General features: G+C 46.7%; 5 protein-coding genes. 3 read left to right on the top strand and 2 right to left on the bottom strand.

Annotated elements, in window-relative coordinates; genetic code table 11:
- Positions 1 to 53: 53 nt before the first annotated feature.
- The gene (locus tag AC1YY3_RS10495; RefSeq protein ID WP_481823137.1) at positions 54 to 1,016 is read left to right on the top strand and encodes an AraC family transcriptional regulator; all 963 of its coding nucleotides are present in this window, start codon (positions 54 to 56) and stop codon (positions 1,014 to 1,016) included.
- 41 nt (positions 1,017 to 1,057) lie between these two features.
- Here the strand turns inward: AC1YY3_RS10495 and AC1YY3_RS10500 are convergent, their stop codons facing one another.
- Positions 1,058 to 2,173, bottom strand: coding sequence for a lactonase family protein (locus AC1YY3_RS10500; protein WP_481823138.1), 1,116 nt, complete (start codon positions 2,171 to 2,173; stop codon positions 1,058 to 1,060).
- Positions 2,174 to 2,320: 147 nt separating this feature from the next.
- Between AC1YY3_RS10500 and mfd the strand changes: the two genes are divergently transcribed.
- Together mfd and AC1YY3_RS10510 are read left to right on the top strand one after the other, a co-directional pair.
- A complete protein-coding gene (gene mfd / locus AC1YY3_RS10505) occupies positions 2,321 to 5,776 on the top strand; it encodes a transcription-repair coupling factor (protein ID WP_481823139.1) in 3,456 nt (1,151 codons plus the stop codon).
- A gap of 506 nt (positions 5,777 to 6,282) precedes the next feature.
- Entirely contained in the window at positions 6,283 to 7,875 is a 1,593-nt protein-coding gene (locus AC1YY3_RS10510; protein WP_481823140.1) for an ABC-F family ATPase, read from the top strand.
- Between the two features lie 188 nt (positions 7,876 to 8,063).
- On the opposite strand, the gene ppnP is transcribed toward AC1YY3_RS10510, so the two are convergent.
- The gene (gene ppnP, locus AC1YY3_RS10515; protein ID WP_481823141.1) at positions 8,064 to 8,378 is read right to left on the bottom strand and encodes a pyrimidine/purine nucleoside phosphorylase; all 315 of its coding nucleotides are present in this window, start codon (positions 8,376 to 8,378) and stop codon (positions 8,064 to 8,066) included.
- Positions 8,379 to 8,694: the final 316 nt, after the last annotated feature.

Below are 8,694 nucleotides of genomic sequence, written 5' to 3' on the forward strand. Positions count from 1 at the left end.
GTCTTTCTAATAATGTCATACACTTACCCATTTAACTTCAGAGATATTTTGCGATGGCATCACCCGCTAAAGAAAAAGCCTTCCCACAGGATGCTAAGCAAGCGCTGAACGAAATTCTAAGACGGATCAGCTTCCGTGCCGAGGTTTTTTACCGTGGTCAGTTGTGTGATTCCTGGGCTCTTGATACGTCGGGTACGGGCAATGTCAATTTCCATATCGTTTGTCATGGTGAATGTTGGCTGCATTTGCCGGATTCTCAGGCTTCGACTCGATTACAAGGCGGCGACATCTTAGTTTTCCCGCATGATGCCGCGCATATCATTGGTTCGTCAGAGGAAAAACCCAGGGCATTTGGCATACAAAATGTTACCCGTGAAGTGCGCTTGGATCGCACCAATCCAGGCACTGCCTTAATTTGCGGCTTTCTGGAAATAGACCATTCAGTGCGACGGCTACTTATGGGAACCTTGCCGGAGTTTTTAGTGATAGCCTCCCAGTCTGGGGGTATTAATGCCGCCGCACGTACCTTGCTTGACTTACTGTTTGCCGAAGCGGGGATGGATGAAGTGGGTGCTACTGCCATTCTGGATCGACTTGCCGATGCGTTGTTGTTTTATATCGTGCGTGATCTTGTAGAAAAAAACCTACCAATCCCTGGATTATTGGGCGCATTTGGCGATGCCCAGATTTGTAAAGCAGTTTTGGCGATTAACGCAAATCCTGGTGAACATTGGACGTTGGATAATCTGGCAGAAACAGCGCATCTATCGCGCTCTGCTTTTGCTGAACGCTTTTTATGGGCATGCGGGATGCCACCGATTGAGTTTTTGACAATCTGGCGTATGTATTTTGCGCGCCGTTGGCTTGAACAGGAGAACGCGAGTGTGATGGATGTTGCGGAACGCTGCGGTTACGAGTCAGCGGCGGCATTCAGTAAGGCATTCAAACGCGTGATGGGAGTCGGGCCTGGTCAATTTAGAAAAATTGGCGGGATTCGGAAAGTGGGCAAAATATAAAGCACTTAGCGGACTTGATGTTAAGCCCGCTAAGGTTTTGCTTATTGGGCAATCAGTCCATTTGCGCCATCGGGTAAATTTTCCAACGTTGTCACCAAGGTAAGTGCGCCATCTAAGCCGACTTCAAAAGCAGAAATCGATTCATTGCCGGAATTTAAAGTATACAAGAACCGACTTTCAGGGCTAACGACCATGTCGATTGGGCCTGAAGCACTTCCTGTAATCCCTGCTTTGCCATCGACAACGGTAGCTTTGCCATCCAATTCGATTTGGAATGAAGACACTGATCCGCTTGCGGTATTGGTCGTGAAGGCATAGCGCCCGTCAGGTGTCAATGCAACCCAGCATGCTGCTGTTTCGCCCGTGGCTACTTCTGGGCTAATATCCCGCAATTTTCCATAAGGTAATAACCGATATGAAGACAATGTCGAAATATTGGCAGCCCCACCTTCGGCATTGGAAACAAAAATCTGGTTACGTTTGCCGACAGCAAAACCGAAAGGGGTAATGCCAGAAGAAGTGTTAAGCATTGCCTTGCCAGGTACGCCATAATCATTAACGCGATAGGTCAAAATCAGGTTAGTCGCTTTTTCAGTGACGATTAGCTGCTGACCATCATCGCTAAAGCTGATTTGGGCAGCACCCGTGCTGGCCGAATTGCTGCTCAGTAAGCGTTTAGTGAACGGCATGGGTCTTAATCGACCATCGTGGTTAACACGGTAGCCAAGGATGTTACCGGGTTTGGAAGCATTGCCTGCGTTTAATACAAATAATCGGCCGCGATCTTCCGTGACACTGACAGGCGTTGTTCCGCCTGATGACACGGTGCTTACGAGATCCAACCCATTTGCGGCGATGCGAAACGATGAAATGGAATTACTGTCCGCATTGACGGCAAACAGAAAAAAGCCATCCTTGCTAAAAGTCAAAGCACCTTGGTTGCCTAATCCACCGCCAGAACCTGTGCCGTTGGTGGGGATATTGGCCGCTTTGGATAAACTACCATCAGAGAGGCGGTTATAAACCAAAACCTCGTTTCCGCTCACCGCATTGCTCATCGTGTATAATTTGCCAATAGGATTGGCTGCGAGTGCAGGGGCTAGCGGTAAGGCCGTCAGTAGAAATATGCTTGAAAATCGTTTAAAAAATGTACTCATTAGAAATTCTCCGAAACATTTTGAGGGAATAAAAATGGACGTTATGCTCTTGTTTAGCGCCCAAGATCCATGTTACGCCTGACACCCTAACGCCTCTATGTGCATACATCCTGATAATGTGTCAGAAAGTACGAAATTGCTTACATCATGACTACCCCAACCATTTTATCCCCAGAAATTCCCCAGGCTAATAATCAAACCGTCAGTTGGACTGGCTTAACCGGCTGTGCTGATGCGCTAGCATTGGCCATTGCGATCCAGCAAGAAAACCGCCTGTTTGTGGTGGTCACGCCTGACAATCAAACGGCGTTGCGTTTGGAACATGAGCTGGCGTTCTTTTTGCGCGATGAACATCCCATCCTGCATTTCCCCGATTGGGAAACATTGCCTTATGATGTGTTTTCGCCGCTGTCCGAGATTATTTCAGAACGCTTGAAAACCCTGGCTTTATTGCCACAGGTAAAACGTGGTGCGCTAGTGGTCTCAGTGACGACCTTGATGCACCGACTAGCGCCCAGGGAACACGTATTAGCCAATAGCTTTGCGATTAAAGTCGGCGATGATTTTAACCTGGAACTGAACCGGATCAAGCTGGAAAGCGTCGGTTATCAGTGCGTTTCACAGGTTTATCAACATGGTGAATTTGCGGTTAGGGGGTCGATTGTTGATATGTTCCCGATGGGCAGTAAAGTGCCTTTCCGCATTGAACTATTCGATGAAGAAATTGAATCCATTCGTACCTTTGATCCTGAAACCCAACGGTCATTGGATAAATGTAACGAGATACAGTTGTTCCCAGCCCGCGAATTTCCGTTTACCGATGAATCCATCAAACATTTCCGGCAGGCGTTTAGGGAAACTTTCCCCGAAACATCACCTAAAAATGTGCTGTATGTGGATGTCAGCAAAGGCATAACACCCAGCGGGATTGAATATTATTTGCCGCTGTTTGTAGAGCAGACCGCGACCTTATTCGATTACCTTCCTGCCTCGGCGGTGTTGGTGACTTCCGAGGCATTTGATAAGACCGCACAGGCTTTCTACGCAGAAGCGGAAGATCGTTACCAGCAACGTAAATATGATGTTGATAGGCCTTTGCTTGCGCCAGTACTGCTATTTTTATCGGCTGAGGAATTGTCGCAAAAGACCGCCGCTTTTGCCCGTATCACATTCGACAATTCGGCTCAGGTTGATGAAAAGGTATTCAATTGCCAACTTCTGCCTGATTTAACCATTGATGCCAAACTGACCGAGCCAGCCCAACGGTTACAGCAGTTTGTTAATGAATTTACCGGAAAAATTCTTTTTGTCGCAGAGTCTGCTGGACGTAGAGAAGCCTTAATCGACAAATTAAGGCAATACAAAATTACCGTAAAGCAGGTAGAAAGCTGGCAGGTATTTTTAAGTGCTGATATTTCGTTTGGGATTACCGTCGCACCCATGGATCATGGCGTATGGCTGCAAAATCCACCACTTGCCATCATCACCGAAAGCCTGTTGTCAGGCGAAAAAATACAGCAGCGGCGCAGACGGCGACGGTCAGCGGCACACGAGCTGGAAAATATCGTCAATAACCTGAATGAATTGACGATAGGTTCGCCCGTCGTGCATCAGGAACACGGTGTTGGTCGCTATTTGGGACTGCACACCTTGAAAATCGGTGGCATAGATGCCGAATTCCTAGCATTGGAATACGCCAACGGCGATAAATTGTACGTGCCGGTTTCATCCTTACATGTGATTGGCCGATACACGGGCGTAAGTCCAGAAAATGCGCCATTGCATAAATTAGGTGGCGACCAATGGACGAAAGCCAAGAAAAAGGCCATCGGGCGAATTAGGGATGTGGCGGCTGAATTGCTGGAAATTCAGGCAAAGCGTGCTGTGCAAAAAGGTCATGCGTTTTCTGTGCAAGATTCGGAATATATGAGCTTTGCCGATGCGTTCCCGTTTGAGGAAACGCCCGATCAACAAACCGCCATTGAAGCAATATTGGCAGATATGGCGAGTCCACAGCCGATGGACAGGGTGATTTGTGGTGACGTGGGCTTTGGTAAAACCGAAGTCGCCATGCGGGCCGCTTTTATTGCGGTGCAAAGCGGTAAGCAGGTGGCGATCTTGGTACCGACGACCCTACTGGCACAACAACATTACCAAAATTTTCGTGATCGCTTTGCCGATTGGCCTGTGCGTGTCGAGGTGATGTCCCGGTTTGTTTCACCCAAGCAGCAAAAAGTAATTGCCGAAGATTTGGAGCAAGGCAAGGCCGATATCGTCATCGGTACACATAAGCTCTTGTCCAAAGACCTACGCTACAAAGCGCTGGGTTTGGTGATTATTGATGAAGAACACCGTTTTGGTGTCACGCAAAAAGAACACTTCAAAAAGTTGCGGCACTCGCTAGATATGCTGACCTTAACGGCAACGCCCATCCCACGTACACTCAATATGGCCTTATCGGGATTGCGCGATATATCCATTATCGCCAGTCCGCCACCCAACCGCCATGCCATCAAAACCTTTATCAGCGAGTGGGTGGACGCGCAAATCAAGGAAGCCTGTCAACGGGAAATCAAGCGCGGCGGACAAGTATTCTTCCTGCATAATGATGTCAAATCCATGGGAAAAATGGCTACTGATCTGGAAAATCTCGTGCCAGAAGCCAGGATAGCGATTGCCCACGGGCAAATGGCAGAACGCGATCTGGAGCGTATCATGATGGATTTTTATCATCAGCGTATTAATTTACTGTTGTGTTCCACCATCATAGAAAGTGGCATTGATATACCCAGTGCCAACACCATCATTATCAACCGTGCCGATAAATTGGGCTTGGCGCAATTGCACCAACTGCGGGGCAGGGTGGGGCGTTCGCATCATAGGGCTTATGCGTATTTTGTCGTGCCACCTAAAGCCTTGATGAGTAGCGATGCGGTAAAACGTCTGGAAGCAGTGGAAAAATCCGGTGATTTGGGCGCGGGCTTCATGTTGTCATCGCACGATATGGAAATTCGCGGGGCAGGGGAGTTATTAGGCGATGAACAAAGTGGGCAAATCCAGGAAATTGGCTTTACCTTATACACCGAGTTACTGGAACGGGCGGTTAACGCGCTAAAATCAGGTAAAGCCGCCGATCTGGAAGCGCCGATGGATAAAGGGCCGGAAGTCGATCTGCAAACAGCGGCACTGATCCCCGCAGATTACTTGCCCGATATTCACGCCCGTCTGGTGCTTTACAAGCGTATCGCCAACACCGAAACGACCGAAGACTTACGCGAATTGCAGATAGAGATGATTGACCGTTTCGGCCTTCTCCCTGAACCGGTAAAAACCCTGTTCAGCGTCACCGAATTAAAACAACAGGCAGAAAAATTGGGTGTTAAGAAGATCGACGCGAATTCCGGCGGTGGACGTATCGTCTTTACGGCAACCCCTACCCTTAATACCGAACAGTTGATTAAATTGATCCAAACTGAGGCACAATGCTATAAATTTGATGGAGCTGATAAGCTAAGGTTTATCAAACCATTTAACGACACCGAACAAAAGCTTGAATTTATAAGTGCGTTATTGACAAAATTAACACCGGAAACAGCTATATGACTTTAGGAAATGTCTAAAAACTCAAAGCTCCTTCTCCCTTCGAGAGACAGTTGGGGTGAGGGGATTAAAATCAATCAGTTAAACCCTCACCCAGAAGGAGAGCGTAGCGATGAAAAAATAATGCTTTTTTGGCTTCAGGCTGTTAATTTCTCTTTTAAGCCCGTTTGTTATAGCTAAAATCAGCAATAGAAGATACGTACATAATGTTACCTCGATATTGTGTAACGGAAGTTGGCCTATTTGCTGTAAAATAATGCGTTACATATCTACAATCTCGTAACATTGTCTTTATATCACGCTTTTATCCAATGCTGTTAAGTTAAGAAAATCAACTTCCCTTGCTATCTTGCTGGATGCCTACAAGGTTGTAGTTTGATTGTGTTCCTGCATTTTCCATATTCACCACATCCTTATGGTATTGGCAACACAGGCGCAATTGTTGAGAAGGATTTTAAGCACTTAACTAAACGATATTTACCCTTTACCCACCCTTTCGGAACAACATCTTGATATCCACCGCAAACATTACTATGCAGTTTGGGGCTAAACCCCTATTTGAAAACGTCTCTGTTAAATTCGGCGACGGCAACCGCTACGGCTTGATTGGCGCGAACGGTTGCGGCAAATCGACCTTTATGAAAATCTTGAGCGGCGATTTGGAACCTTCCGCTGGCAACGTCAGTATCAGCCCCGGTGAGCGTTTAGGCATTTTGCGCCAGGATCAATTCGCTTATGAAGAATTCAGTGTCGTGGACACTGTGATTATGGGTCATAAGGAACTCTGGCAAATCAAGCAGGAACGCGACCGTATTTACGCACTGCCAGACATGTCTGAAGCAGAAGGAATGCAGGTAGCTGATCTCGAAGTGGAGTTTGCGGAAATGGACGGCTACACCGCCGAAGCCAGAGCCGGTGAATTGTTGCTAGGGCTGGACATCCCACAGGAACAGCATTATGGCCTGATGAGTGCCGTAGCGCCGGGTTGGAAACTGCGGGTATTACTGGCGCAAGCCCTGTTTGCCAACCCAGAAATCATGTTACTGGACGAGCCGACCAACAACCTGGACATCAACACCATTCGTTGGCTTGAGGACGTACTCAACGACCGCAATTGCACCATGATTATCATCTCGCATGACCGGCACTTTCTAAATAGCGTCTGCACCCACATGGCAGATATGGATTTTGGCGAACTGCGCGTGTATCCTGGCAATTATGACGACTATATGACCGCATCATCACAAGTCCGTGAACAATTGCTGGCGGGAAATGCCAAGAAAAAGACCCAGATCGCAGAACTGCAAACTTTCGTCAGCCGCTTTTCGGCGAATGCCTCCAAAGCCAAACAAGCAACTTCACGTGCCAGGCAGTTGGAAAAAATCAAACTTGATGAGGTTAAGCCCTCCAGCCGTGTTAATCCCTTTATCCGCTTTGACCAAAGCAAAAAACTGTTCCGATTGGCGTTGGAAGTTGAAGGTTTGAGTAAGGGTTACGGTGCAGAACCGCTATTCAAAGACTTAAAGATGATGATTGCCGTGGGTGAGCGTGTGGCTATTATCGGCCCCAACGGTATCGGAAAATCAACCTTGCTGCGTACCTTGGTCGGGGATTTAAAACCGGATACAGGCAAGGTCAAATGGTCGGAAAATTCTGAAGTGGGTTATTACGCACAGGATCATGCCGAAGACTTTGCCGAAAACATCACGCTTATCGAATGGATGGGGCAATGGCGCAAAGAAAGCGACGATGACCAAGCAATTCGGGGTACGCTGGGACGACTATTGTTCACCTCGGATGACATCAACAAACCTGTTAAAGTGCTGTCTGGCGGCGAACAGGGGCGAATGTTGTTCGGTAAATTGATCCTGCAAAAAAATAACATCATGGTCATGGACGAACCCACCAACCATCTTGATATGGAATCTATCGAATCGCTGAATACGGCTTTGGAAAACTACCCTGGCACGTTGATATTCGTCAGCCATGACAGAGAGTTTGTATCATCACTTGCGACAAGGATTATCGAATTGACTCCGAAGGGTATCGTTGATTTTAATGGTAATTATGAGGATTATCTGGGCAGTCAAAATTTAGGGTAGCAAGCAACCTCGATTCAGTTGCGCTGTATCGAGGTTGCAAGTAAAGTCCTCTACTATATATCCGTAGGTCTTCATGCGGATAAATCCTAGTGAAGATTTCAAATCATCTATACAGACTGTTAATTGTTGGAAACGCGAGTCGGCAGTGTTGAATTTGATGGCTCGGTTTTAGCTTCGAAACCTAATATTTACTTGATAAACGAGCAGCAATAATCCGTCGGCGTGTGTACTATAACTGTAAATTTGGCATTGGCTGGTACATCAAATGATTCGCCACTTTTTACTGCTAGCCATTGGTCTGAGGCGGGAAGTAAGGCTTTTAAATCACCATCAATAATTTCCATTAGCTCTTTATCCGCAGTGTTGAAGGTATATTCACCCGGCAACATAAAGCCCAGTGTTTTCATCGAGCCATCAGCAAATTTCACTGTTCGGCTACTGACATTGCCGCCAAAATAGACGTTGGCTTTTTTGACGATAGATACGTTGTTAAATTCTGACATGATATTTCCTGATAATGGTTGTCGGGTTAAAAGTGGACGACATCATACCAGATTCTAATTTATCAATCTGTAGGTATAGAGGTGGCAAACAGTGTTGATGTCGAGATTTTATAGTACACATATTAGGAAAACTCGATTTAGACTCTCTTCATCCCATTGACAACCCAGAATAATTCTGTAGAATAGTTGGACTAAGTGCAGCGAAAGTAAATTGTTGTACGCTCTTTAACAAGCAGACCAAAATAATGAGTGTGGGTACATGTGTTGGCATTCTGTGTCTAGAGACACAGGTTGACACACAAGGTACTCCGTTAAT

This window comes from Methyloglobulus sp. (assembly GCF_964779595.1).

Excerpts from the sequence above, each read along its gene's own strand:
- AC1YY3_RS10495 (WP_481823137.1), top strand. The coding sequence starts at position 54 with ATGGCATCACCCGCTAAAGAAAAAGCCTTCCCACAGGATGCTAAGCAA.
- AC1YY3_RS10500 (WP_481823138.1), bottom strand. The coding sequence starts at position 2,173 with ATGAGTACATTTTTTAAACGATTTTCAAGCATATTTCTACTGACGGCC.
- mfd (WP_481823139.1), top strand. The coding sequence starts at position 2,321 with ATGACTACCCCAACCATTTTATCCCCAGAAATTCCCCAGGCTAATAAT.
- ppnP (WP_481823141.1), bottom strand. The coding sequence starts at position 8,378 with ATGTCAGAATTTAACAACGTATCTATCGTCAAAAAAGCCAACGTCTAT.